Here is a 22,195-nt window from a genome sequence, read left to right on the forward strand (position 1 = left end):
TAGTACCTGCGCCGCCTCGCTTCCGAACCCCGGAAGGCAGGCGGCACTGTGATCACCGCCTGGCTGCTGTTGTTCGCAGCCGTTCTCCTGATCCTCGCCAACGGCCTCTTCGTGGCCGCCGAGTTCGCCTTCGTGACGGCCGACCGCGGCGCGGTGGAACGCTCCGCCGCTGCCGGCGACGCCAAGTCCGGCCGGGTCGCCAGGGCCCTGCGGCACCTCTCCTTCGAACTCTCCGGCGCCCAGCTGGGCATCACCATCACCTCGCTGGTGGTCGGCATGCTCGCCCAGCCGGCCCTGTCGACCCTGCTCCGGCCCGTGATGGCGGGCATCGGCGTGCCCGACGCGGCCGCCCGCGGCGCCGCGGTGGTGATCGGCATGGTGCTGGCGACCGTCGTCCAGATGGTGATCGGCGAGCTGGTCCCGAAGAACTGGGCGATCTCCCGCCCGCTCCAGGTGGGCCGCGCGGTCGCCGCCCCGCACATGGCCTTCTCCTTCGTCTGCCGCCCGCTGATCAGCTTCCTGAACGGCGCCGCCGACAAGACCGTCCGGGCCTTCGGCATCGAGCCGCACGAGGAGTTGGAGCACGCCCGGACCCCGGCCGAGCTGGTCTCGCTGGCCCGTCACTCGGCCAAGGCCGGCGCGATAGACGAGGAGTCGGCGGCCCTGTTCGTCCGCACCCTGGGTCTCGGCGAGCTGACCGCGGAGTCCGTGATGACCCCGCGGGTCGACGTCTCCGCCCTCCAGCGCGACGCCACCGCCTCCGACGTCATCAACCTGACCCGGGCCACCGGCCTGTCCCGCTTCCCGGTCTACAGCGACAGCCTGGACGAGGTCACCGGCATCGTGACGCTCAAGGACGCCCTGGCCGTCCCGGCCGCCCGGCGCGGCCTGGTGCGGGTGGCCGAGCTGACCTCGCCGCCGCTGCTGGTGCCCGAGACCCTGCCCGCCGAACGGCTGCTCGACCAGCTGCGCCGCCTCCAGCCGATGGCCATCGTGGTCGACGAGTACGGCGGCACCGCCGGCGTCGTCACCGTCGAGGACATCGTCGAGGAGATTGTCGGCGAGGTGCAGGACGAGCACGACCCGGCCGACCGGCCCGAGCTGCTTCCGCTGCCGGCCGTCGACGGCCAGCCCACCTGGGAGGCCGACGGCCGCGCCCGGCTCGACCAGCTGGAGACCATCGGCCTGAACGCCCCCGACGGCCCGTACGAGACCCTGGCCGGCCTCGTCGCCGACCTGCTCGGCAAGCTCCCCGAGGTGGGCGAGCAGGCCGAGCTCCCCGGTTGGCGGTTCACCGTGACCGGCGTCGACCGGCACCGCACCAGCCAGGTCCGGGTGGAGCGCACCTCCGTGCCCGCGATGTTCGGCGAGGACGAGGAAGGGACCCGATGACCGTGCTGCAACTGGGCCTCGCCCTCCTGCTGCTGCTCGGCAACGCCTTCTTCGTCGGCGCCGAGTTCGCCGTCGTCTCGGTACGTCGCAGCCAGATCGAGCCGCTCGCCGAGGCCGGGCACAAGCGCGCCCGCGTCGTGCTGCACGCGCTGTCCAACGTCTCCGCGATGCTGGCCGCCGCCCAGCTCGGCATCACCGTCTGCTCGCTGGGCCTCGGTGCGCTCGCCGAGCCGACCATCGCCGCCGTGCTGGAGGGTCCGTTCCACGCGATCGGCGTCCCGTCCGGCCTGATGCACCCGCTCTCCTACGGGATCTCGCTCGCCGTCGTGGTCTTCCTCCACATGGTGATGGGCGAGATGGTGCCGAAGAACATGGCCATGGCCGGACCGGAGAAGGCCGCGCTCTGGCTCGGCCCGCCGCTGGACCGGCTGGCCCGCTGGCTCGCCCCGGTGATCCGGCTGCTCAACGCCTCCGCCAACGGCGTGCTGAAGCTGTTCCGGGTCGAGCCCAAGGACGAGGTCGAGTCGGTCTTCACCACCGAGCAGCTGATGTACCTGCTGGTCGACTCCCGGGACGCCGGCCTGCTCGACGAGGATCGGCAGGAGCGCCTGGAGGACGCCCTGGAGCTGGGCCGGCGACCGGTCACCGATGTGCTGCTGCGGCCCGAGGAACTGGTCACCGTGGACCCCAAGGTGACCGCAGCCGAGGTCGAGGCGCTCGCCCTGCGCACCGGCTTCTCGCGCTTTCCGGTCACCGACGGCGACCCGGCCGGCCACGGCTACCTCGGGTACCTCCACCTCAAGGACATCCTCGACGTGGAGGACCCGTCGGCGCCCGTCCCGGCCCGCCTGTGGCGGCCGATCACGGTGCTGCGCGGCGGCCTCCCGCTGGACGACGCCCTCGGCGCGATGCGCCGGGCCACCTGCCACCTGGCCGCCGTGCTGGACCAGGACGGCCGCACGGCGGGCGTGGTGATGCTGGAGGACGTGCTGGAGGAGCTGGTCGGCGAGATGCACGACCCCGACCACCGCACCACCGCCTGAGGTTCCCGCTTCCGCTGACGGCGTGTCCGCCCGCGGCGATTCCGCCCAGAGCGTTCAGCGGTTCCCATGCCGGCCACCCTCGGAGCAGGGTGGTCGGCATGAGACTTCTGCTGCTGGGTGGAACCGAGTTCGTCGGACGCGCCGTCGCCGAGGAGGCCGTGGCCAGGGGCTGGGAGGTGACCGCCCTCAACCGCGGCACCCGGCCCGCGCCCGAGGGCGTGCGGGTGCTGGTGGGTGACCGCACGACCGGGGACGGCCTCGCGGGGCTCGCCACGGGGGAGTGGGACGCGGTGGTCGACACCTGGTCCTGGGCCCCGACGGCGGTGCGCGACAGCGCCCGGCAGCTGGCCGGCCGGGTCGGCCACTACGCGTACATCTCCAGCCGGTCGGTGTACGACCACCCGCTGCGGGCCGGGGCGGACGAGACGGCGCCGGTGGTCCCCTCCTCCCCGGACCTGACCGGCGCGGTGGCCTACGCCGAGGCCAAGCGCGGCGCCGAACTGGCGCTGGAGGCGGAGTACGGCGGGCGCGCCCTGCTGGTCCGCGCCGGGCTGATCCTCGGCCCCTACGAGAACATCGGCCGACTGCCGTGGTGGCTGAACCGGATCGCCCGCGGCGGCCCGGTGCTCGCCCCCGGCCCGCGCGACACGGCGCTGCAGTACATCGACGCCCGCGACCTCGCGATCTGGACCCTGGACGCGGCGGCGGCCCGCCTGGGCGGCCCGTACAACGTGGTCAGCCCCGCCGGCCACACCACCATGGGCGAACTGCTGGCGGCCTGCGTCCGGGCCACCGGCTCGGACGCCGAGCTGCGCTGGACCGACCCGGAGCGGATCCTCGCGGCGGGCGTCGAGCCGTGGACCGAGCTGCCGATCTGGCTCGCGCCCGGCGAGCTGTACGACTTCCTCCACGGTGCCTCGGTCGCCCGCGCGGTCGACGCCGGGCTGCGCTGCCGCCCGGTCGCCGAGACGGTCGAGGACACCTGGGCCTGGCTGCGCTCCATCGGCGGCGACGCCCCCCGGCGCGCCGACCGGCCGAACGTCGGGCTCGACCCGGAGCGCGAGGCGAGGCTGCTCCAGGGGTGAGGTCGTAGGGGAGAGGGCGGGAGGGGGAGCCGGTCGTCAGCCCCGGCCGTCGATCAGCTCCCCGTAGGCCTGCACCAGGTCCGGCAGCCGCAGCGTCGCCAGGTCCTCCCGGCCCGGCGGCTCGCGCAGCAGCGACAGCCGCAGGTCCCGGTAGGCGCAGGACTTCTCGTACAGGGTGCGGATGAACCGGCCGTTGCCCAGCTCGTCGATCCAGCCCTCGCGCACCACGTGGGTGCAGATGCTGGCCAGCTCCTCGGCCGCGTCGTCGTCCCAGCCGTCGCCGTCCCGGCCGGCCAGTGCCGCGCCGATCGCGGTCAGTTCGTTCGGGCGGTAGCTGGGGAAGTCGACCCGGGTGGTGAACCGGGAGTTGAGGCCGGGGTTGGTGGCGAGCAGCCGGTTCATCCCCTCGGGGTAGCCGGCCAGGATCACCACCAGCCGGTCCCGGTTGTCCTCGGCCCGCTTCAGCAGCACCTGCAACGCCTCGTCGCCGTACGCGTCGCCCTTGGTGTAGCCGGAGTTGGAGAGGCTGTACGCCTCGTCGATGAACAGCACGCCGTCCAGCGCGGAGTCGATCAGGTCGTTCGCCTTGACGGCGGTCTGGCCGAGGAACTCCCCGACCAGGTCGGCTCTTTGGGCCTCCACCAGGTGGTCGCCGGAGAGCAGGCCGAGGGCGTGGAAGACCCGGCCGAGGATCCGCGCCACGGTGGTCTTGCCGGTGCCGGAGGGGCCGGAGAAGACGAAGTGCCGCTTCGGCGGCTGGACCGGCAGGCCCTGTTCGGCGCGCAGTCGGCTCATTCTCAACTGGGCCGAGAGCGCGCGCACTTGGCGCTTCACCGGCTCCAGGCCCACCATCAGCGAGAGTTCGGCCAGTGCCGCGTCCAACTCCCGCTCGTCGCCCTCCTGCTGGGCGGGCGCGGGCCCGGGCGCGACCCGGGGCTGCGTCGCGCCGCGGACCGGCAGCGGAACGGGTGCGGCGGGGCCGGTGGGGCCGCCCGGGAGGCCCGAGCCGGACCGCTCCCCGGCCGCCTGTGGCGCGCTGCCGCCCGTCGGCCCGGCCGGAGCGCCGTCCGCGACGCCGTCGGTGACGCCGTCCACCAGGCTCGCGTCGACCGAGGGCCCGCCTCCCGGTGCGGCCGTCCCGGTCCCGAACTCCTCACCGTAGAACGGCCCTTCGGTATACCCGGTGTCGTCCCGGTACCCCGGCCCGGTCGTCTCCGCCCCGCCCGAGCGCTCGCCCGCCAGCAGCCCGTCCGCGAGCGCGTCCTCCGCCGCGATGGCCGCCAGCCGGGTCGCGGTGTCCATGAACGCCGGATCCGCCCGGTGCACCGCCCGGTACAGCGGCAGTGCCGCCGCACTGCGTCCGGCCCCCTCGTACGCCCGGGCCAGCCAGTACCGCAGCTCCTTGCGCTGCGGCTGCTCGGAGCGGCAGCGCGCCAGCGAGGCGGCCAGCGGCGCCTGCGCCTGGGCGCACATGTCGAGGCGGACCCGCGCCATCCCGGCGAACAGCCCGGCCTCTATGCCCAGCAGCGGGTCGTCCAGCAGGTGGTCGGTGTCCCGGATCAGCTGCTCCCAGTCCTTGAGCAGATAGGAGCGGCAGGCGTACAGGAACTGGGCGGAGGGGTCCTCACTGGGCGCCGGGCACTGCTCCAGCGCCCGGTCCAGCTCGGCCAGGTGGCGGCCGTCCAGCCAGTGCGAGGCGTGCGCCAGCGCGAGGTCGCGGGCGTCCTCCAGGACGGGTTGCACCCACCAGCCCAGCCAGTACCAGGAGCTGAGCGGGCGCCGGTGCAGCCGCCGCTGCTCGCCGAAGCGCTTCTGGTGGCGGTACATGGCCAGCAGTGCCGCCGAGGTGTCGCTGCGCAGGGCGTGCAGGCCGAGCCAGGCGTCGGCCATGCCCGGGTCCAGCCGGACGGCGGCCCGGAACTCCTCCTCGGCACGGGCGTAGGCGCCGGCCGTGTAGGCGTCCATGGCGCGCAGCCAGGCGCGGTCGGCGAGCCGGTCCGGGCCGCCCGCCGTGCTGTCGGAACTGTCCACCGTCGTCACTCACGCCCCCCGCGGTGTGGCCCGGGGCTCGGCCGGCGGTTCGCCTCAGCGTTGCCGGGCCGGTGGTCGGAAGCCCCCGGGGCGCATATGCGCCTGCCAGGAATCGTACCGGCGCGGGGCTGATCCGGAAGGGTGTCGCACGGGGTCAAATGGGATCGCGCACGCGGTCGTTGAGCGGTCGGATGGCTGAAAAGCCGGGCAACGCCGACGGCGGGACGCAACGTGGGAGGGGACCGGACGACGCCCCCGGCTCACGGGGGAACAAGCCGGGGACGTCGGGTCCGAGGCGGCCGGAACAGTGCGTTTCGGCGGCTGAGGAGAACCTAGATCCTGGTGATGTCGCAGGTCAAGGGCTTGTTGAAGATTCACCGACGGTGCTCGGCAGGATCCGTCCGGTCACCCCGTCCACGCGCGTGGCGGCGTACGGGCGGCTCGGGTCGGCGGCGAAGTGCGCCGCCTCCGCCCGCGCCCAGCCGGCCCAGAACTCGGCCAGTTCCGGACCGTCCCGCTCCTCGCCGCGCCGCCGGGCCGCGACGGCGTCCAGCTCCATCCAGATCACCCGGGCCAGCCGGGGACGCACCTCCCGGCGCCCCGCGCCGACCCCCTCCACCAGCACCACCGGGGCGGCCGGCACCGCGGCGGTGGTCGCGAAGCGGCGCAGCGTCCAGTCGTACACCCGGTACGAGGCGTCCCGGCCGGCCGCCAGCGGCTCCAGCACCTGCTCGCGCAGCCGCCCGGTCCACTCGAAGAACTCGGTGTGGGTGGCCAGGTCGTCGAGGTGGACCACCGGCGCCCCGTCGAGCGCCGCCGCCAGCCGCCCGGCGAAGGTGGTCTTGCCGGAGCCCGCGTGCCCGTCCACCGCGACCAGCCGCACCGGTCCGCAGGAGGGCGGCAGCGCGCGCAGCTCGGCGGCGAGCGAGGTCAGCGGATCGCAGGTCGCGGGCGTACGGGGGGAGCGGAGGGTTCCGGAAACAGCCACAACGTCAACCCTACGGTGCCGTAGCCCACCACTGCGGACAGTTCATCTGTGCTGGTCGTGACGGCGGCCTGGGTTTCGGGCATACTCGCCTTCGCCACGCCTGTGAACGGCCGTTCACCGCAACCCGGTGCCGGTCGGGCAGACCTGCCACACCCCGCGCCGGACCAGCCGACACCTCGGTCCGGTGCCCGATCGAGGAGGCGACCGCCGCCATGACCCCCTCCCCCGTGAAAGCCGTGGAGCGCCAGCTGCCGAGCGAGGAGGCCCGCGAGCTGCTGAGCCTCACCCGGGACCTGGTCCAGCGCGAGCTGCAGCCGCGCGCGGCGGAGGACGAGGCCGCCGGCCGCTTCCCCCGGGAGGTCTTCCGCACCCTCGGCGAGGCCGGCCTGCTGTCCCTCCCGTACGACGAGAAGTACGGCGGCGGCGAGCAGCCGTACGAGGTGTACCTGCAGGTGCTGGAGGAGCTCGCGGCCGGCTGGCTGGCCGTCGGCCTCGGTGTCAGCGTGCACACCCTGTCCTGCCACGCGCTGGCCACCTTCGGCAGCGACGAGCAGCGCGAGCAGTGGCTGCCCGGCATGCTCTCCGGCGAGCAGCTCGGCGCCTACTGCCTCTCCGAGCCGCAGTCCGGCTCGGACGCGGCCGCCCTGCGCACCCGCGCCGACCTGGACGGCGAGGAGTACGTCGTCAACGGCACCAAGGCGTGGATCACCCACGGCGGGCAGGCCGACTTCTACAGCGCCCTGGTGCGCACCGGCGCCGAGGGCCCCAAGGGCATCAGCTGCCTGCTCGTCCCCGGCGCCCAGCAGGGCCTGTCGGCCGCGCCGCCGGAGCACAAGATGGGCATGCGCTCCTCGCCGACCGCCCAGCTGCACTTCGACGGCGCCCGGGTCTCCCGCGACCGGCTGATCGGCGAGGAGGGCCAGGGCTTCCAGATCGCGCTCGCCGCGCTGGACTCCGGCCGCCTCGGCATCGCCGCCTGCGCGATCGGCGTCGCCCAGGCCGCGCTCGACCTCGCGGTGGACTACGCCCGCACCCGGCGCCAGTTCGGCCGGACGATCGCCGAGTTCCAGGGCCTGTCCTTCATGCTCGCCGACATGGCCACCCAGATCGAGGCCGGGCGCGCGCTCTACCTGTCCGCCGCGCGGCTGCGGGACGCGGGCCGGCCGTTCTCCAAGGAGGCGGCGATGGCCAAGCTGTTCTGCACCGACACGGTGATGCGGGTGACCACCGACGCCGTCCAGGTGCTCGGCGGCTACGGCTACACCCAGGACTTCCCGGCCGAGCGCTTCATGCGCGAGGCCAAGGTGCTGCAGATCGTCGAGGGCACCAACCAGATCCAGCGGCTGGTGATCGGCCGCCACCTCACGAAGGCCTGACGAACCTTCCCCGATACGGCCTGCGGCCGTCACTCCAGGGTGCGGAGTGACGGCCGCAGGCGTTCTCGACGGAGCGTCAATTCACGTACGGCGGGCGGCGATCAGCGCCGCACCAGCCGCCGGCGCTGCTCCGGGATGACCGTCGTGACCGGCCGCGCGGCCTGAGCCGGGCCGGCCGCGCCCCGCGCCGGACGGTGCACCAGCGCGTGCGAGAACGGCTGGGTGCGCCAGTCGAGCCCGCTCGGGAGCTTGAACAGCGCGTCGAAGCCGGCCGACTCGGCGTCCTCCGCGGCCTCGACCTCCGTCAGGTCGTCGGTCGGCGCGCCCGAACCCGGGCAGATCGCGGGGGCGAAGGGGTTCCAGGCGGTGGGGAGCAGGGCGTGCTGCGGCAGCCGTTCCTCGTCCGCCACCAGGGCGATCGGACGGCGGCACTCGGGGCAGTGGACCCGGAAGACGTCCCAGGTCTCGACCTCGACGGGGTCGCTGCCCGGCGCGTGGTCGACCGCGAGGTCGTCGCGGCCGGTCATATCGTCGGTCTCGTCGGCGCCCAGTACGCGCTGGTCAGTAGCAGGCATGAGGATCCCCCTAGGATCGGGCCCGGCGTGGTCGCTCAGGGCCACAACCAGCACTTCCCTGTGATTCGGGCTCATAACCCTGCGGTGATGTGCACCGTGATGCACCGGGTGTGTCCTTGGCCACACCGCGCGCCACATTCATCCGGCACTTGCCTGTCTGACACCTGCAAGCCTTCCAGTGATCCGCCCGCTCGCCTCCGTGCGCTCTTGACCCGGCGCCGACGTTCGCCCTCCTTGCCCGCCCTCGGGCAGGAGGGGCCCACCCTCCGGCGCTCGTTCCTCGCTTGTCGCTTGTCGCTTGTCGCTCGTCGCTTCCGGCACCGGCACGCCTTTCGGCTCGGGGCGGTGCGACACCGCGTGCGCCCCCGTACTCCCCAGCGGGTAGGTTTGCGCACTGTGGAGGATCTCGACCAACGCATCGTCCAGCTGCTCCTAGAAGACGGCCGGATGAGCTACACGGACCTGGGCAAGGCCACCGGCCTGTCCACCTCGGCGGTGCACCAGCGGGTGCGCCGCCTCGAACAGCGCGGGGTGATCCGCGGCTACACCGCGATCATCGACCCCGACGCCGTCGACCTGGCGCTGACCGCGTTCATCTCGGTCAAACCCTTCGACCCCAGTGCCCCGGACGACACCCCGGAGAGACTGGCCGGCCTGCCCGAGATCGAGGCCTGCCACAGCGTCGCCGGCGACGAGAACTACATCCTCAAGGTGCGCGTCGGCGCCCCCGGCGACCTGGAGGACCTGCTCGCCCGCATCCGCAGCGCCGCCGGCGTCTCCACCCGCACCACCGTCGTGCTCTCCACCCCCTACGAGGCCCGACCCCCGAAGCTCTGAGGTCGAACCGGTGGGGTGCAGACTTAGCGGCATGACCGAACGCACTCCACGGACCGTCCTGCTGCGCGGCGGCGCCGTCTACAGCCCCGCCGACCCCTTCGCCACCGCGATGCTCGTGGAGGGCGAGCACATCGCCTGGGTCGGCAGCGACGGCGCCGCCGAGGCGTACGCCGCCACCGCGGACGAGATCGTCGAACTGGACGGCGCCCTGGTCACCCCCGCCTTCGTGGACGCCCACGTCCACGCCACCTCCACCGGCCTGGCGCTCACCGGCCTCGACCTCACCGGCAGCCCCTCGCTGGCCGCCACCCTGGCGGCCGTCACCGCCTACGTCGAAGCCCGGCCCGAGTCCGGCGGGGTGCTGATCGGTCACGGCTGGGACGAGAGCGGCTGGCCCGAGGGCCGCCCGCCCACGCTCGCCGAGCTCGACGCCGCCGCCCGCGGCGCCGCGCTCTACCTCTCCCGCACCGACGTGCACTCCGCGCTCGCCACCACCGCGCTGCGCACCCTCACCGAGGGCCTCACCGAGCGGCCCGGCTTCGACGCCGAGGGTCCGCTGACCAAGGACGCCCACCACGCCGTCCGGCAGACCGCGCTCGCCCACCTCACCCCCGAGCAGCGCCGCCGCGCCCAGCGCGCCACCCTCGCCCGCGCCGCCGAACTCGGCATCGGCGCCCTGCACGAGTGCGCGGGCCCGGAGATCTCCTCCGAGGCCGACCTGGCCGCCCTGCTGGAGCTGGCCGCCGACCGCGAGGGCCCCGAAGTCTTCGGCTACTGGGGCGAGTTGGGTGGCATCGAGACCGCCCGCCGACTCGGCGCGGTGGGTGCCGGCGGCGACCTCTTCGTGGACGGCGCGCTCGGCTCGCGCACCGCCTGCCTGCACACCCCGTACGCCGACGCCGAGCACACCGGTACCGCCTACCTGAGCGCCGAGCAGGTCGCCGACCACGTCGCCGCCTGCACCGAGGCCGGGCTGCAGGCCGGCTTCCACGCCATCGGCGACGCCGCCGTGGCGGCGGTCGTCGAGGGCGTCCGCGCGGCCGGCGAACGGGTCGGCGCCGCCCGGGTCAAGGCCCTGCGCCACCGCGTCGAGCACGCCGAGGCCCTGGACGACAAGGCCATCGCCGCCTTCGCCGAGCTCGGCCTCACCGCCTCCGTCCAGCCCGCCTTCGACGCCGCCTGGGGCGGCCCGGACGGCATGTACGTGCAGCGCCTGGGCGCCGAGCGGGCCGCCGCGCTCAATCCCTTCGCCGCCCTGCTGCGGGCCGGCGTCCCGCTGGCCTTCGGCTCGGATGCCCCGGTCACCCCGCTCGACCCCTGGGGCACCGTCCGCGCGGCGGCCTTCCACCAGACCCTGGAACACCGGATCTCGGTCCGCGCCGCCTTCACCGCCCACACCCGCGGCGGCTGGCGCGCGATCGGCCGCGACCAGGACGGCGTGCTGGTCCCCGGCGCGGTCGCCAGCTACGCGATCTGGGCCGCCGAGGAACTGGTCGTCCAGGCCCCCGACGCCCGGGTGGCCGGCTGGTCCACCGATCCGCGCTCCGGCACCCCCGGCCTGCCCGACCTCACCCCGGGCCGCGAGCTGCCCACCTGCCTGCGCACCGTGGTCCGCGGCCGCACCGTGCACCAGCGCTAAATCGGATGAGCCGGCGGGCCCGGCGCGCTTAGGTTGCTCACCATGACGACCGACCCCCTGGTGCCCGCCGACTTCACCGTCCCGCGCGAGCTGCTCGCCCCGGAGTTCCGCCTGGAGCCCCTGGGCGAGCAGCACAACGACTCCGACCACGCCGCGTGGACCGGCAGCATCGACCACATCCGCGCCACCCCCGGCTGGGCGGGCCGCGGCTGGCCGCCCGCGGGCGGGATGCCGCTCGACCGCAACCGCGAGGACCTGCGCCGCCACGCCGCCGACTTCGAGGCCCGCACCGGCTTCACCTACACCGTCGTGGAACCGGAGCGGGACGAGGTGATCGGCTGCGTCTACATCTACCCGGACCGCGAGGACCCGTCCGTGGTCTCGGTCAGCTCCTGGGTCCGGGCCGACCGCGCCGAGCTGGACGCCCCGCTGTACCGGGCCGTCTCCGGCTGGCTCGCCGAGCACTGGCCGCTGCGCGACGTCCGCTACGCCGAGCGCTGACCCGGGCGCGGGCGGGTCGGGTGGAGGGGGCCGGAAAGGGGCCGGAGAGGGGTCGGGCCGGGGGCGGGCCGTACCACCCTGACCTCACGCGACACAGACCTTCCGGGGTACCTTCTTCGGACAGCGTCCGAACAGCAAGCCCCAGGAAGATGGTGCGCCGGTGGCCATGCCCGTCACCCAGGAGCGGTCCGGGACCGCTCCGGAGCCGCAGGACCAGGCCGCCACACCCGGCAAGCCCGGCCGCGCCGCCCGCGCGCTCGCCAAGGTCCGCGCCGGGCTGCCCCGGACCGGCCTCGCCGCACTGGCCGGCCTGCTGCTCGCGCTGGCCTTCCCGCCCTACGACCTCTGGCCGCTGTCGCTGCTCGGCGTCGCCGCGCTCTCGCTGCTCACCCGCGGCCGCACCTTCCGCCAGGGCCTGTGGACGGGCTTCGCCTTCGGCCTGCCGTTCTTCCTGATGCTGCTCAGCTGGCTGCGGGTGGTCGGCTGGGACGCCACGGTCGGCCTGTCCGTCGTCGAGGCGCTGTTCCTGGCCCTGCTCGGCGGCGCGCTGGCACTCACCTCCCGGCTGCCCGGCTGGCCCCTCTGGGCGGCCTGCCTGTGGATCACCCAGGAGTGGGCGCGCGACCGGCTGCCGCTCGGCGGCTTCCCCTGGGGCCGGCTCGCCTTCGCCAACACCGCCACCCCGTACACCCCGCTGGCGGCGCTCGGCGGCGCGCCGCTGGTGACCTTCGCCGTCGCCCTCTCCGGCGCCCTGCTGGCCTGGGCCGCGCTGCGCCTGCGCGGGCCGCGCAAGGCCCCCAGGGCGGCCGCGCTGGCGGCGCTCGGCGCGGTGGCCGCGCTGCTGGCCGGCTACCTCGTGCCGGTGCCGACCGCCGCGAACGACACCGTCAAGGTCGCCATCGTCCAGGGCAACGTGCCCAACCCGGGCATGGACTTCCTCGGGCGCCCGATGATGGTCCTCAACAACCACGCCTCGGCCACCGAGCGCCTGGCCGCCGACATCCAGGCCGGCAAGCTCCCGCGCCCCGACGTCGTGATCTGGCCGGAGAACTCCTCCGACCTGGACCCGTTCAGCGACCCGCTGGCCCGCCAGCGCATCGACGAGGCGGTCCAGGCCGTCGGAGTGCCCACCCTGGTCGGCACCCTGGTGGACGGCCCGGACGCCCAGCACGTCCAGAACGAGGGCATCGTCTGGGACCCGGTCACCGGCCCCGGCGCCTCCTACACCAAGCAGCACCCCGTCCCCTTCGGCGAGTACGTGCCGTTCCGCGCCCAGTTGATGAAGGTGATCACCCGCCTCCAGCGGGTCGCCCGCGACTTCTACCCGGGCGACCACAACGGCGTGATGCAGCTCGGCCCGGCGAAGATCGGCGACGTGATCTGCTTCGAGGTGGCCTACGACGAGATCGTCCGGGACACCGTGGACAGCGGCGCCCGCGTCCTGGTGGTGCAGACCAACAACGCGACCTACGCCGAGACCGGCCAGCCCGAGCAGCAGCTCGCGATGAGCCGGCTGCGCGCGGTCGAGCACGGCCGGGCCGTCCTGATCGCCGCCACCAGCGGCATCAGCGCGGTGATCGCCCCGGACGGCACGGTCGAGCAGCGCACCCAGGAGCTGACCCCGGCCGAGCTGTCCGCGACCGTCCCGCTGCGCGACGGCACCACGGTGGCCGACGAGGTCGGCGCCGCCCCGGAGTGGACGCTGGCGATCGGCGGCCTGCTGGCCTGCGGCGCCGCCGTGCTGGTCGGCCGCCGCAAGAAGGCCGGCGCCGGAACACCCGCCGCCGGGGAATCGTTGGACCGGGTGGTGCCGTAGCCGGTCCGGACCCCCCGTGCGGCGCGCAGCGCACCGCTTGGAGTGGATTCGTACCGTGACCCAGCAAGCTACCCCCACGCGTCCGGCCCCGCGGAGCAGGCTCCGACGGGTGCTGCCGCTGCTGATCACCGCCTGGCTGGTGCTGGAGATCTGGCTGCTGGTCCTGGTGGGCTCGTGGCTGGGCGGCTTCGCCGTCCTGCTGCTGCTCATCGCCGGCGGGGTGATCGGCGGCTCGCTGATCAAGCGGGCCGGGGTGAAGGCGCTGTCGGCGGCCATCGAACAGAGCAAGAACCCGCAGTCCCAGCAGCCGCAGACCGGGACCAGCATGACCGTGCTGGCCGGGCTGCTGCTGATCATCCCCGGCTTCCTGTCGGACCTGATCGCCCTGACCCTGCTGTTCCCGCCCACCCGGGCGCTGTGGCGGGCCGCCGGGCGCCGGATCGCGGACAAGGCGCTGCGCAGCACCTCCACCGTCGGCGCCGACCCGTTCGCGGACGCGATGCGGCTGCAGGAGCAGATGCGCATCCACCGCCCGGACGGCAAGGTGATCCAGGGCGAGGTGGTCGAGCCGGACGCCGGCCCGCGCGGCCCGCAGGGCCCGGACACCACCTACCGCCCGCCGATCACCGGCTGAGCCGGCCCGAGCCGGCCGAGCCGCACGGGATCGACACGGGCCGCCCGACCGGGCGGCCCGTTGCCGTTCCGGGCCCGTACCGTTCCAGGGCAGTACCGGTTCCAGGGCAGTACCGCTCCGGACAACGCGGGACAACGCGAAAGGGACCCTGGTGACCAGGGTCCCTTTTCGCGTCCTCCCGCCCAGCGGCGGGAGAGAGGTGTGTCAGGCGCTCTTACGGGTGTCCCGCGGGTGCACCGCGAGGTTCATCCCGCCGGAGCGGAGCACGGCCAGCCGCTCGGCCAGCACCTCCTCCAGCTCCTCGCGCGTCCGGCGCTCCATCAGCATGTCCCAATGGGTGCGCGTGGGCTTGACCTTCTTCTCCTCCGGCTCGTCACCGTCGAGAAGTGCCGCCTCCTGCCCACAGAAGCGGCATTCCCAGGTCGCGGGGATCTCCGCCTCGACCGAGAAAGGAACCTCGAAACGGTGTCCGTTCTGACATGCGTACTCGACGGTCTGGCGGGGAGCCAGATCGATACCACGGTCGGTCTCGTAGCTAGTGGCCCCGAGTCGCGTGCCGCGGAGAGCTCGCTCGCTCATGAATCGTGCCTCCCGGGCTTATGGCCCACAGGACTAGTGGTCGCTGTTCTTCGTCGTTCGGTCAACGCTCGGCTTCCGACGAAGATTCCCGTCCCGGGACATGCGTCGTCTGTCGTGCCGCCCCTGTTTGTACCCACCAGCGCCCGATTTGTCACATCTGGCCGGTGATATCACCCCAGGTGTCACCTATTTCACATCTGGTGATCGGTCGGCCTTTCCGTGTCGAGCGTACCGGGACGGGATTCGACGGCCGTCGCCGCCCCCTCTTACCCGTGTTCAGGAGATCGGTCGGGAACGGATCATCGGTTCGGTCTTGCCGAGGTCGACCGGGCGGGCTTCGGGCGCGCCGTCGGCCGGGACCGTCGGCGGGTGCTCCGGGCGGGGCGGCGTTCCCGGGGCGGCCTCGGTCCGGCTGTCGCGGTGCGGCAGCAGGGCGATCACCGCGTCCCGCAGCTGCGGCGGGGCCTCGTCGTCCAGCGGGTCGACGGTGGCGGGCACCTGGAGCCGGACCGGGGCGCCGTTGCCGATCCGGGCGTAGCCGCGGCCGATCGGGGCGTGCGCGGCGGGCACGATGTCCAGCGGTGCGCCGAGTGCGGCGTGGCCCTCCTCGGGCCCGGCCGGGCCGAGCACCACCCGGGCCCGGGTGGTGGCCCGGACGGTCGGGGTGAGCCGGTCCCGGGCCTCGATGTCGTCGGCGATCACCACGGTGACCCGGGCGGCCCGGCCGTGCCGCAGCGGCAGCTCCAGCAGGTCCTGGGGGTCGGGTCGGCCCTCGGCGTGGGCGAGCTCGCTCAGCTCGGTCGGGTGGTCCAGCAGCAGCCACAGCGGCCGGGTGGCGTCCTCCGGCGGGGCGGTCCCGGCGTGCCGGGCGGCGTTCAGCGCGGCGAGCCGGCGGTCGGTCTCCCTGGCGGCCCACTCCAGCGCGGCCAGCGTGCCGTGCAGGCTGGTCTCCACGGTGTGCACGCCGGGCCGGTTCACCAGGCAGGCGTGCTCTCCGGTGCCGGCGCCGTCGATCACCACCAGGTCGGCGTACGGGAGGGCCTGGAGCGCGAGCGAGCGCAGCAGGCTGGAGGTGCCGTAGCCGGCGACCCCGAGGGCCAGCAGGTGCGGCTCGGAGGAGCGCGGGCCGGTGCGCCAGACCACCGGCGGCTGCTGGGCGGTGGTGCCGCCCTGGCTGACCGGGATGGTGCGGGCGGTGCCGTCCTCGTCGGTGAAGCCGAGCACGATCTCGCCCGGGGCGGCCACGAAGCGCTGGGCGACGATGTCGGTGGCCAGCGGTGCCATCGCGGCGATGCGGAGCCGGTTGGACTCCTCGTCCCAGTCGAAGCGGTACTCCCGGGCCCGCCCGGCCTTGCCCTGGACGACCTGCTCGATCCGCGCGCGGGCGGCCGGCTCGGTGTCGGTGAAGTACGCCGGGTAGCCCAGCTCCAGCCGGGAGAGCCGGCCCTCGCCGTCGAACTCCCAGGAGCTGAAGGCGCTCTTGTAGCTGCCCTCGAAGTGGTACAGCGGGTTGGCGTCCTCGGGCCCGCACAGGTACGGGGTGAGCGCCGAGTAGAGGGCGCTCAGCTTGATCTCGGCGACGTCGGGCGCGGGCGGGGCGGGCGCGGCCTTGGGGGGCCGGCCGGTCCAGGCGGAGCTGGCCATCAGGGCGACCAGTGCGAACAGCAGGCCGTGCGGCAGCAGGTAGATGCCGATCAGCGTCGCGGCGGTCAGGAACAGGGTCGGGCCGCGGCGTTCCTGCGGGGTGGCCTGCCAGCGGGTCCGGGCCCAGTCGGCGTGGTGACGCAGGCCCCGGCCGATCACGGCGAGCGGGGCGAACATGTCGGAGGCGTGGTCCCCGGCGGTTCGGGCGATCTCGCGGCCCTTGGTGAGATGGCGGTGGAGCGGCATTCCGTGACTCCCCGGGCGAGTGGGACGGGTGGGGTGAGGGAGGACTGCTCGGGTACGACGGGGCCCGGGGCGGTGGGATCCGCGCCCGGGCCCGTACGGGGAGTGGCGGTCCTAGAACTTGATGCCGCCGAGCAGGCTCGCCAGGCTGGCGCCGCCCGCCGTGATGCTCGGGGCGATCGAGGAACCGGCGATGTAGAAGCCGAAGAGGGCGCAGACGATGGCGTGCGACATCTTCAGGCCGTCTCTGCGGAAAAACAGAAAGGCGACGGTGCCGAACAGGACGAGCGCGGAGACATTGAGGATCACGTTCTGCTCCTCGGGGAGGGGGCGGGGACAGTGTTACTTAAAGTGCCCTAATCGTGACAAAAAGTAATAGCTGATGGAACGGTGCAAACGGGTGGTTCTGCCGTTCAATGCCGTTCGGGAGAACGGACGGGGGTATGCGAACCGGCCGGGGTGGGGGCCTTGTGTCGCGCGGATTCGGTGCGGGAGGCATTCCCGGGGAGCGGGCGGGAGGTTTCCGGGGGCTCCGGGAAGTTCGCTCGAACGGCTGCGCAACCCGCGCGGCCGGGTGCCCCGCCGGGGCCGGCCGTCATCCGGAATCCGGACACCGGCTGGCCCGGTTTCGCGCCGGCCGATACGGTGCGGTACGCACCGCTCCCTCGCCAGTTCCCAGGAAAGGCAGCCCGCCATGACCGATGCCCCCGACGCCGAGGTGATCGCGCTCGCCGGGAAGCTCTTCGACGCCGCCCGGACCGGAGACACCGACACCCTGACCGCCGCCGTCGACGCGGGCGTCTCCGCGGACCTCACCAACGGCAGCGGCGACACCCTGGTCATGCTGGCCGCCTACCACGGCCACACCGACACCGTCGAGGCGCTGCTCGCGCGCGGCGCCGACCCGAACCGTGCCAACGACAAGGGCCAGACCCCGCTGGCCGGAGCCGTCTTCAAGGGCACCGTGGACGTCGTGGGCGCCCTGCTGGCCGGCGGCGCGGACCCGAAGGCCGGCTACCCCTCCGCCGTCGAGGCCGCCGCGATGTTCGGCAAGACCGAGCTGCTCGCCCGGTTCGAGGGTCGCTGAGGAGGGATCGTAGGCTTTCCAACCATGGAGAGCACCGCCACCAAGGACACCGGCACCGTCGAGTTCCGCGTCACCGGTTACGCCCACCCCGACGCCCAGGCCCTGTCGGCGGAGGTGCAGCAGGAGTACGTCCGCCGCTACGGCGACCCGGACGAGACCGTGCTGCACGCCGAGGACTTCGAGGCACCGGCCGGACTGTTCATGATCGCCTACCTGGACGGCCGCCCGGTCGCCTGCGGCGGCTGGCGGGCCAAGCAGGCCGGGCCGGACGGGCTGCGCGACGGCGACGCCGAGCTGAAGCGGATGTTCGTGATACCCGACGCCCGCGGTCGCGGCCTGGCCCGGGCGGTGCTGCGCCGCCTGGAGCGGACCGCCGTCGAGGCCGGGCGCACCCGCTTCGTCCTGGAGACCGGCACCGAGCAGCCCGAGGCCATCGCGCTGTACGAGTCCGAGGGCTACGTCGCGATCCGGAAGTTCGGCATCTACAAGGACCACCCGCTGAGCGTCTGCCTCGGCAAGGAGCTCGTCGAGGCGGTCTGAGCGGCCGCCGCGCCGGGTAGACACCCGTGGTGAGCCACCGACCGCCCGAAACCGAACGACTCCCCGCCCTGGCCGAGCCCGGCGGGGAGTTGGACCGACTGCTCCGGGAGGGCGTGCGCACCGTCGGCGCGGGCGCCGTCTGGGCCGTCGGTGACGCCGGCGGCACGCTCGGCGGCGGCAGCCAAGGCGTGCTCGGGCAAGGCCGGTACGCGGAGCTCGTGCCCGGGCCGGACACGCTGTACGACCTCGCCAGCCTCACCAAGATCGTCGCGCTCTGGCCCTGTGCGGGCGTGCTGCGGCAGTTCGGGCGGCTGCCACTGGACGAACCGCTCGGCCGCTGGTGGCAGCCCGCCGCGGGGCACCCGTCCGGAACCGTGACGGCTCGTCAACTCCTCGCGCACACCGCCGGAATGCTCCCGCGCACCCGCTTCGAGCAGCGCTACGGTCGGGACCTCGCGGCGATCCGGGCCGGGGTGATCGCCGCCCCGCTGCACCGCGAACCGGGCGTGGCCGTCGAGTACACCGACCGCGCCGCCGTGCTGCTCACCTACCTGGTCGAGGACCTCGGCGGCGCGCCGCTGGACCGACTCGCCGCGCGCTGGGTCTGGCGGCCGCTGGGCATGGCCGACACCCGGTACGGCCCGCTCGACACCGCGGCGAACGCCCGTACCGCGCCCACCGAGTACGAGGAGTCGGTCGGCGCCCATCTGCGCGGTGTGGTGCACGACCCCTCCGCCCGGCTGCTCGGCGGGGTCTCCGGCAACGCCGGGGTCTTCTCCACCGCCCACGACCTCGCCCGCTTCCTCACCGCCCTGCTCGCCCCGCCACCCCAACTGCCCTGGGGCGAACCGTGGATCACCGAATCACTGCGCGAGCAGACCGGCGGCCTCGCCCCCGCCCGCGGGCTGTCCTGGCTGTACGCCCCCGGCACCGAACCCGCCGAGGGCACCTTCGTCCACTACGGCTTCACCGGCACCGGCATCTGGGTCTCCCGCCGGCTCGGCCGCTGGGCGCTGCTGCTCACCAACAAGGTGCACTACGACCGGACCACCCAGCCGCTCACCGACCTGCGCAACGCCTTCCGGCAAGCCGTGTTCGGGTAAGCGAGGCGATCCCCGACCAGGGCCGACACGCCAACCCCGCCGTGCACTTCATGTTCGACGGCGGCGTGGTCGCGGCGGGTGCGGTGGTCCGTCTCCAGGTCGAGGAGATCGCCGACCACGGCTACTTCACCGTTCCTCTGGACTGATCAGGAATGACTCCCGATGAGCCGCACGCCCCGAACGGTCTTGGGCGCACTGGTCCCCGGCGTACTCAACCCCGCTGGGCGACACGCATCCCGTGAGTGGTCCTTCCCGGGAGGCCGGCTCCCTCGCGACCTGGCCAGGTGGGCACGGCCAGAGGCGACGGGGAGCTCCCAAACCATCGCTCTGGTGGAGAGGGAGCCCCGCACGCTGGCGCCGTTCCCGGCGTCCCAGATCGCGGGCTCGACGCTACCGCAGCCACCGGATCGAGCCCAGTCCGGAGGGCGCGAGCGTGCAACGCGTGCGCCCTCACGCGCACTCGCGGCCGAACAGCTCACAACCCCGCCAAGGCCACCGCCCTGCTGCACCCCTGCGCGGCGCGCCGGCTCACCGGGGCCCTGGAGGCCCGGCGGACCGGCGTCGCCGCACTGCTGCACTCGGCGGGGTACGTGGGGTGAGCGGGTCTCAGACCAGGGTGCTCCAGTAGTACCAGAACCGGTTGAGGACCAGCAGCGCGATCACCGCCGCCCACAGCGCCGGCAGCGCCCAGTGGTAGCGCGCCGCCTCCCGGACGACCGCCCGCATCCTCGGCCCCACAGGGATCACGCCCGTCCGCAGGTTGTGCAGGGTGGTGTACCAGAACAGCGCCACCACCGTCGCCCACACCACCATGCAGTACGGGCACAGCGCGCCGATGTCGTACAGCGCCTGGACGATCAGCCAGTGCGTGAACACGACGCCCAGCACCGTCCCGCCGTGCAGGCCCAGCCAGAACCAGCGCCGGTAGGCGGCACCGGCCAGCAGCCCCGCGCCGATCGCCGCCAGCGCGCCGAAGGCCGCCAGGCCGAGCAGCGGATTGGGGAAGCCGAACACCGAGGCCTGCTCGGTGCGCATCACCGAACCGCAGCTGATCACCGGGTTGATGTTGCAGCTGGGGACGTAGGAGGGGTTCTCCAGGATGCGGAGCTTGTCGAAGGTCAGGACGGCCGAGGCGGCCAGCCCGATCAGCCCGCCGAGGAACAGCAGGATCGCGAAGGCCCGGCTCGCGCCGATCGCGGCTCGGCCGGCGTCGGCGGCGTCGGGGGCGGGTTGGGACAGGTGAACGGTGGTCGCGGCGGTCATGGCAGCACTCCGGTGGCTGGCTCGGGAGGGCCGGCCCGGCCGGGAGTTCGGCCGGGCCGGTGGTGCCGTGCGGTGCGGTGCGGCCTACTGGAGGCCGGCGGCCTGCTTGACCTGCGCGGTGAACTGCTCCGGAGTCGCGGCGGAGTTGCCGGCGAACAGGTTGATCGGCTTGCCGTCCACCTTGACCGTCGGAGTGCCCGTCACCCCGCTGTCGTTGAACGCGTCGGCGACCTTCGCCGCCCACGGCGCGTAGGTCTTGTCGGTGACGGCCTTCACGAAGGCGTCCGTCTTCAGCCCGGGCACCTGGCCGGCCAGGTCGAGGATGTGGTTGACGTCGCCGAAGCCGTCCGCGCGCTCGTCCGGCTGGTTGGCGTACAGCACGTCGTGGAAGGCCTTGAACTTGTCCACGCCCTCGTTCAGCGCGGCGCCGGCCGCCGCCAGCGCGGTGCGCGAGCCCTTGCCGCCGAGGTTCTTGTCGAGGAAGGCGGCCAGGTGGAACTCCACCTTGATCTGGCCCTCCTGGGTGATCTCCTTGACGGTCTGGCCGTTCGCCGCCTCGAAGTGCTTGCAGACCGGGCAGCGGAAGTCCTCGTACACCTCCATGGTGTGCGGGGCGTCGGCCTTGCCGTAGGTGATCACCGTGCCGTCCGGGCCGGAGGCGTTGGCGGGGACGACCAGCGGGGCGGCGGAGGAGGCCGCGGAGGCCTTGTCGTCCTTCTTCGAGCCCGTGTTGATCGCGAGCGCGACACCGCCCGCGAGGGCGAGGACGACGACGGCGGAGACGGTCACGACGATCCGCTGGCGGCGCTTGGCCGCCTGCTGCTCGCGGCGCTGTGCCTCCTGGATCCGCTCACGGGCGCTGATGCGCTTGGCCTGCTGCTTGGTCGGGGACTGAGCCACGGGAAAGTCAACTCCTGTACGCGGCGCGCGGGTGCGCGCGGGGAGCCGCACACACGGGTGCGGCGGGGTCGGTGAACGCGGGAGTCGTGCGCACTGCCTGCGGGCGTACGGGATGTACGGGACGGAACCTCGGTCGTGACCGGGTCAGCAGGCAGGCGCGAAGGAGGGCGGACCGCGCCGGGGCGCCGGGCTCAGCACCACGTCCTCGCGGCGCGGCCGCTCACGGTCCGACACCGGCAGCGGCACCCGCAGCACCGGGCGCGCCGGGGCGGGGAGCAGCAGGACGACCAGCGCCCGCAGCGGGCGGGTCAGCGACTGGCGCAGCGCGCGCAGCGCCCGGGCCAGGCCCGACAGCGCCGCGTCGCCCAGCCGCAGCCAGGCCGAGGCGGCCAGCGCGATCGCCAGGTGCACCACCAGGAGCAGCAGCTGGGTCGCGGCGGGCGCCAACTGCCCGGCGTGGCCCAGCGGGCCGCCCAGCAGCGAGCCGTCCACCGAACCGCCGCCGCAGACCAGCAGGTTCACCCCGCGCGCGGACACGTGCTCGGACAGGACCGGCCCACAGCCGGTCTGGCCCAGGTTGAAGGTGGTGTTGAGCAGCAGCTCGACCGGCACCATCACACCGGAGATGTGCAGCAGCCGCCGCTCCCCGCCGGCCAGCGCGGCCGCGACCAGGAAGACGACGACGCACGCCGTGGCCACCAGCGACAGCGGCAGCGGGCGGCCGGTGATGACCACCTGGCCCAACGCGGCCATCGGCACGGCGAGCGCGGTGAACACCGCGGCCCGCAGGGCCCTGGTCGCATGGGTGGAGGTCGTCACGCTCGGGAGTATGCCATGGCACTGACGCCCGGCACGAGGGCGCATGGTCGTTCGCGCTCGCATGACGTCCCCTCAGCGGCCCAAGCGCGGTCGACAGCGG

21 protein-coding genes are annotated in these 22,195 nt (G+C 73.8%); 12 read left to right on the top strand and 9 right to left on the bottom strand.

All coding sequences use genetic code 11. The features are described from left to right. The first annotated feature begins 48 nt into the window (after positions 1 to 48). The 3 genes from ACFVWU_RS09115 to ACFVWU_RS09125 all read left to right on the top strand — a co-directional run bounded on the left by ACFVWU_RS09115 (position 49) and on the right by ACFVWU_RS09125 (position 3,520). Positions 49 to 1,392, top strand: coding sequence for a hemolysin family protein (locus tag ACFVWU_RS09115; protein WP_387617337.1), 1,344 nt, complete (start codon positions 49 to 51; stop codon positions 1,390 to 1,392). After that, the gene (locus tag ACFVWU_RS09120) at positions 1,389 to 2,435 is read left to right on the top strand and encodes a hemolysin family protein (protein ID WP_387617339.1); all 1,047 of its coding nucleotides are present in this window, start codon (positions 1,389 to 1,391) and stop codon (positions 2,433 to 2,435) included. The genes ACFVWU_RS09115 and ACFVWU_RS09120 overlap by 4 nt, the downstream gene beginning before the upstream one ends. A gap of 98 nt (positions 2,436 to 2,533) precedes the next feature. Next, a complete protein-coding gene (locus ACFVWU_RS09125; RefSeq protein WP_387617341.1) occupies positions 2,534 to 3,520 on the top strand; it encodes an NAD-dependent epimerase/dehydratase family protein in 987 nt (328 codons plus the stop codon). A 36-nt stretch (positions 3,521 to 3,556) separates the two neighbouring features. Here ACFVWU_RS09125 and ACFVWU_RS09130 read toward each other — a convergent pair whose 3' ends face one another. Both ACFVWU_RS09130 and ACFVWU_RS09135 read right to left on the bottom strand, forming a co-directional pair. Then, positions 3,557 to 5,485 carry an AAA family ATPase gene (locus tag ACFVWU_RS09130; RefSeq protein ID WP_387617490.1) on the bottom strand — a complete coding sequence of 643 codons (1,929 nt, stop codon included), beginning with the start codon at positions 5,483 to 5,485 and terminating at the stop codon, positions 3,557 to 3,559. 421 nt (positions 5,486 to 5,906) lie between these two features. After that, positions 5,907 to 6,539 (bottom strand): uridine kinase, encoded by a 633-nt coding sequence (locus ACFVWU_RS09135; protein ID WP_387617343.1) that lies wholly within the window; start codon positions 6,537 to 6,539, stop codon positions 5,907 to 5,909. 212 nt (positions 6,540 to 6,751) lie between these two features. Here ACFVWU_RS09135 and ACFVWU_RS09140 point away from each other — a divergent pair, with 212 nt between their 5' ends. Continuing rightward, positions 6,752 to 7,915 (top strand): acyl-CoA dehydrogenase family protein, encoded by a 1,164-nt coding sequence (locus tag ACFVWU_RS09140; RefSeq protein WP_387617345.1) that lies wholly within the window; start codon positions 6,752 to 6,754, stop codon positions 7,913 to 7,915. Between the two features lie 101 nt (positions 7,916 to 8,016). On the opposite strand, the gene ACFVWU_RS09145 is transcribed toward ACFVWU_RS09140, so the two are convergent. Next, positions 8,017 to 8,490, bottom strand: coding sequence for a hypothetical protein (locus ACFVWU_RS09145; RefSeq protein WP_387617347.1), 474 nt, complete (start codon positions 8,488 to 8,490; stop codon positions 8,017 to 8,019). A 396-nt stretch (positions 8,491 to 8,886) separates the two neighbouring features. Between ACFVWU_RS09145 and ACFVWU_RS09150 the strand changes: the two genes are divergently transcribed. The 5 genes from ACFVWU_RS09150 to fxsA all read left to right on the top strand — a co-directional run bounded on the left by ACFVWU_RS09150 (position 8,887) and on the right by fxsA (position 13,917). Beyond that, a complete protein-coding gene (locus ACFVWU_RS09150; protein WP_045694655.1) occupies positions 8,887 to 9,327 on the top strand; it encodes an Lrp/AsnC family transcriptional regulator in 441 nt (146 codons plus the stop codon). 31 nt (positions 9,328 to 9,358) lie between these two features. After that, positions 9,359 to 10,966: an amidohydrolase gene (locus ACFVWU_RS09155; RefSeq protein ID WP_387617349.1), complete on the top strand. Its 1,608-nt coding sequence runs from the start codon at positions 9,359 to 9,361 to the stop codon at positions 10,964 to 10,966. 42 nt (positions 10,967 to 11,008) lie between these two features. Continuing rightward, a complete protein-coding gene (locus tag ACFVWU_RS09160) occupies positions 11,009 to 11,467 on the top strand; it encodes an N-acetyltransferase (protein ID WP_387617351.1) in 459 nt (152 codons plus the stop codon). A gap of 166 nt (positions 11,468 to 11,633) precedes the next feature. Continuing rightward, positions 11,634 to 13,283 (top strand): apolipoprotein N-acyltransferase, encoded by a 1,650-nt coding sequence (gene lnt, locus ACFVWU_RS09165; RefSeq protein ID WP_387617353.1) that lies wholly within the window; start codon positions 11,634 to 11,636, stop codon positions 13,281 to 13,283. Positions 13,284 to 13,338: 55 nt separating this feature from the next. Further along, positions 13,339 to 13,917, top strand: a complete 579-nt coding sequence (gene fxsA / locus ACFVWU_RS09170) for an FxsA family membrane protein (protein WP_387617355.1) — start codon at positions 13,339 to 13,341, stop codon at positions 13,915 to 13,917. Between the two features lie 204 nt (positions 13,918 to 14,121). Here fxsA and ACFVWU_RS09175 read toward each other — a convergent pair whose 3' ends face one another. From ACFVWU_RS09175 to ACFVWU_RS09185, 3 genes are all read right to left on the bottom strand, one after another. Further along, a complete protein-coding gene (locus ACFVWU_RS09175) occupies positions 14,122 to 14,496 on the bottom strand; it encodes an RNA polymerase-binding protein RbpA (protein WP_355365562.1) in 375 nt (124 codons plus the stop codon). A gap of 276 nt (positions 14,497 to 14,772) precedes the next feature. Beyond that, complete coding sequence (locus tag ACFVWU_RS09180) at positions 14,773 to 16,386, bottom strand: hypothetical protein (protein WP_387617357.1); 1,614 nt, start codon at positions 16,384 to 16,386, stop codon at positions 14,773 to 14,775. 111 nt (positions 16,387 to 16,497) lie between these two features. Beyond that, positions 16,498 to 16,692 carry a hypothetical protein gene (locus tag ACFVWU_RS09185; protein WP_355669189.1) on the bottom strand — a complete coding sequence of 65 codons (195 nt, stop codon included), beginning with the start codon at positions 16,690 to 16,692 and terminating at the stop codon, positions 16,498 to 16,500. A gap of 385 nt (positions 16,693 to 17,077) precedes the next feature. Between ACFVWU_RS09185 and ACFVWU_RS09190 the strand changes: the two genes are divergently transcribed. Genes ACFVWU_RS09190 through ACFVWU_RS09200 form a run of 3 tightly spaced genes read left to right on the top strand, consistent with a single transcriptional unit; the run spans position 17,078 to position 19,113 of the window. Then, on the top strand, positions 17,078 to 17,470 hold the full coding sequence (locus ACFVWU_RS09190) for an ankyrin repeat domain-containing protein (protein WP_387617360.1): 393 nt from the start codon (positions 17,078 to 17,080) through the stop codon (positions 17,468 to 17,470). Between the two features lie 24 nt (positions 17,471 to 17,494). Further along, positions 17,495 to 18,010 carry a GNAT family N-acetyltransferase gene (locus ACFVWU_RS09195; RefSeq protein WP_387617362.1) on the top strand — a complete coding sequence of 172 codons (516 nt, stop codon included), beginning with the start codon at positions 17,495 to 17,497 and terminating at the stop codon, positions 18,008 to 18,010. 29 nt (positions 18,011 to 18,039) lie between these two features. Beyond that, positions 18,040 to 19,113, top strand: coding sequence for a serine hydrolase domain-containing protein (locus ACFVWU_RS09200; RefSeq protein ID WP_387617364.1), 1,074 nt, complete (start codon positions 18,040 to 18,042; stop codon positions 19,111 to 19,113). A 606-nt stretch (positions 19,114 to 19,719) separates the two neighbouring features. Here ACFVWU_RS09200 and ACFVWU_RS09205 read toward each other — a convergent pair. From ACFVWU_RS09205 to ACFVWU_RS09215, 3 genes are all read right to left on the bottom strand, one after another. Next, the gene (locus ACFVWU_RS09205; protein ID WP_387617366.1) at positions 19,720 to 20,376 is read right to left on the bottom strand and encodes a vitamin K epoxide reductase family protein; all 657 of its coding nucleotides are present in this window, start codon (positions 20,374 to 20,376) and stop codon (positions 19,720 to 19,722) included. Positions 20,377 to 20,460: 84 nt separating this feature from the next. Continuing rightward, entirely contained in the window at positions 20,461 to 21,276 is an 816-nt protein-coding gene (locus ACFVWU_RS09210; RefSeq protein ID WP_387617368.1) for a DsbA family protein, read from the bottom strand. 144 nt (positions 21,277 to 21,420) lie between these two features. Beyond that, on the bottom strand, positions 21,421 to 22,095 hold the full coding sequence (locus ACFVWU_RS09215) for a hypothetical protein (protein WP_387617370.1): 675 nt from the start codon (positions 22,093 to 22,095) through the stop codon (positions 21,421 to 21,423). Between the last annotated feature and the right edge of the window lie 100 nt (positions 22,096 to 22,195).

The sequence above is a fragment of the Kitasatospora sp. NPDC058190 genome (genome assembly GCF_042883685.1).
Classification (GTDB): Bacteria; Actinomycetota; Actinomycetes; order Streptomycetales; family Streptomycetaceae; genus Kitasatospora.

Bases quoted from the DNA above. Each gene is read 5' to 3' on its own strand.
- ACFVWU_RS09160 (WP_387617351.1), top strand. From the start codon at position 11,009: ATGACGACCGACCCCCTGGTGCCCGCCGACTTCACCGTCCCGCGCGAG.
- ACFVWU_RS09125 (WP_387617341.1), top strand. From the start codon at position 2,534: ATGAGACTTCTGCTGCTGGGTGGAACCGAGTTCGTCGGACGCGCCGTC.
- lnt (WP_387617353.1), top strand. From the start codon at position 11,634: ATGCCCGTCACCCAGGAGCGGTCCGGGACCGCTCCGGAGCCGCAGGAC.
- ACFVWU_RS09205 (WP_387617366.1), bottom strand. From the start codon at position 20,376: ATGACCGCCGCGACCACCGTTCACCTGTCCCAACCCGCCCCCGACGCC.
- ACFVWU_RS09120 (WP_387617339.1), top strand. From the start codon at position 1,389: ATGACCGTGCTGCAACTGGGCCTCGCCCTCCTGCTGCTGCTCGGCAAC.
- ACFVWU_RS09195 (WP_387617362.1), top strand. From the start codon at position 17,495: ATGGAGAGCACCGCCACCAAGGACACCGGCACCGTCGAGTTCCGCGTC.
- ACFVWU_RS09145 (WP_387617347.1), bottom strand. From the start codon at position 8,490: ATGCCTGCTACTGACCAGCGCGTACTGGGCGCCGACGAGACCGACGAT.
- ACFVWU_RS09180 (WP_387617357.1), bottom strand. From the start codon at position 16,386: ATGCCGCTCCACCGCCATCTCACCAAGGGCCGCGAGATCGCCCGAACC.
- ACFVWU_RS09190 (WP_387617360.1), top strand. From the start codon at position 17,078: ATGACCGATGCCCCCGACGCCGAGGTGATCGCGCTCGCCGGGAAGCTC.
- ACFVWU_RS09140 (WP_387617345.1), top strand. From the start codon at position 6,752: ATGACCCCCTCCCCCGTGAAAGCCGTGGAGCGCCAGCTGCCGAGCGAG.
- ACFVWU_RS09175 (WP_355365562.1), bottom strand. From the start codon at position 14,496: ATGAGCGAGCGAGCTCTCCGCGGCACGCGACTCGGGGCCACTAGCTAC.
- ACFVWU_RS09130 (WP_387617490.1), bottom strand. From the start codon at position 5,485: ATGGACGCCTACACGGCCGGCGCCTACGCCCGTGCCGAGGAGGAGTTC.
- ACFVWU_RS09155 (WP_387617349.1), top strand. From the start codon at position 9,359: ATGACCGAACGCACTCCACGGACCGTCCTGCTGCGCGGCGGCGCCGTC.